The sequence below is a fragment of the Bartonella sp. AU18XJBT genome (assembly GCF_028618595.1).
Taxonomy (GTDB): Bacteria; Pseudomonadota; Alphaproteobacteria; order Rhizobiales; family Rhizobiaceae; genus Bartonella.
Genome location: NZ_JAQITE010000149.1, coordinates 1 through 927 on the forward strand (window position 1 = coordinate 1; position 927 = coordinate 927).

Sequence of the window (927 nt, forward strand, 5' to 3'; positions counted from 1 at the left end):
TTTGATCTCTAACTCACCAAACTCATTGCCGCCAGCAGTGCTGCCTATTTTGACCTTTGTGTCCGAAAACGCCGTCTTAATAAACGCCTTGATTGATGTTATTAAAGCACCACGAGGGAGAGTGCCTATCTTCATTACGTTTTCTTTGTTTTCATAGCTAAAATTAAGCCGCAAAAAGCTTACCTGCTGGGTATGAAGATTTCTCCCTTGCAAGGGCTGTGGTAAATAATCTGCCATGTCTTATCCCCTCAATGATTTGTCACGAATTGCACAACCACAATACATTCACCAGCATCTGTTGTTTTGTCTCTTGTTGCATAAAGGGTCATCTCCTTATCATCTGCAACAAAAGACTTTTGATCTGTTGGCGTAAAATCTTGCGTGCCTTGAGCTTTGATATCCTTTTCACTGAACTCATTGCCGCCATAGGTGCTACCTATCTTCAACTTCGCTTCTGAAAACGCGGTCTTTACAAAAGCCTTCATCGAAATGATCAAAGCCCCACGAGGTAAAATTCCTATTTTCTCCGTAAGATGCTTATCTTTATGAGAGATATTCAAACGTAAGAAACTCACCTGTTGGGTGTGAAGATTTCTCCCCTGTAGTGGAGGTGGTAATTGATCTGCCATATCCTGTTTCCTCCTTATGTTTACGCTGCGGCTTCACCGCTGTAGGTAGGAATAACAATCGTTCCAAAATCTTGGGCTGTCTGTGCACTATTTGGCATTTGGAAACGAGTTTTCTTCATTCCTATTAAGGTTTTGGCTGCAACCCCAAATTCACGTTCATAATCAAAATATTCTTCTTTAAGCGTATAATGCGTTGCACTATGATTTTTGCCAAAACCTATCACTGCACTTTGTGCCCCTAGGAACACCGCACGACGTACACTCTTTACCGCTGTATTATTTGTCGAGTTAACACCAT

At 41.6% G+C, this 927-nt stretch carries 2 protein-coding genes and 1 pseudogene; all 3 read right to left on the bottom strand.

What is annotated here, in order from left to right:
* Positions 1-237 (bottom strand): annotated as a pseudogene (locus tag PVV60_RS10625) (hypothetical protein); the annotation flags it as partial.
* An 11-nt stretch (positions 238-248) separates the two neighbouring features.
* Positions 249-629, bottom strand: coding sequence for a hypothetical protein (locus PVV60_RS10630; protein WP_273724688.1), 381 nt, complete (start codon positions 627-629; stop codon positions 249-251).
* Between the two features lie 20 nt (positions 630-649).
* Positions 650-927 (bottom strand): DUF4043 family protein (locus PVV60_RS10635; protein WP_273724689.1); only part of this gene is annotated, 278 nt, incomplete at its 5' end.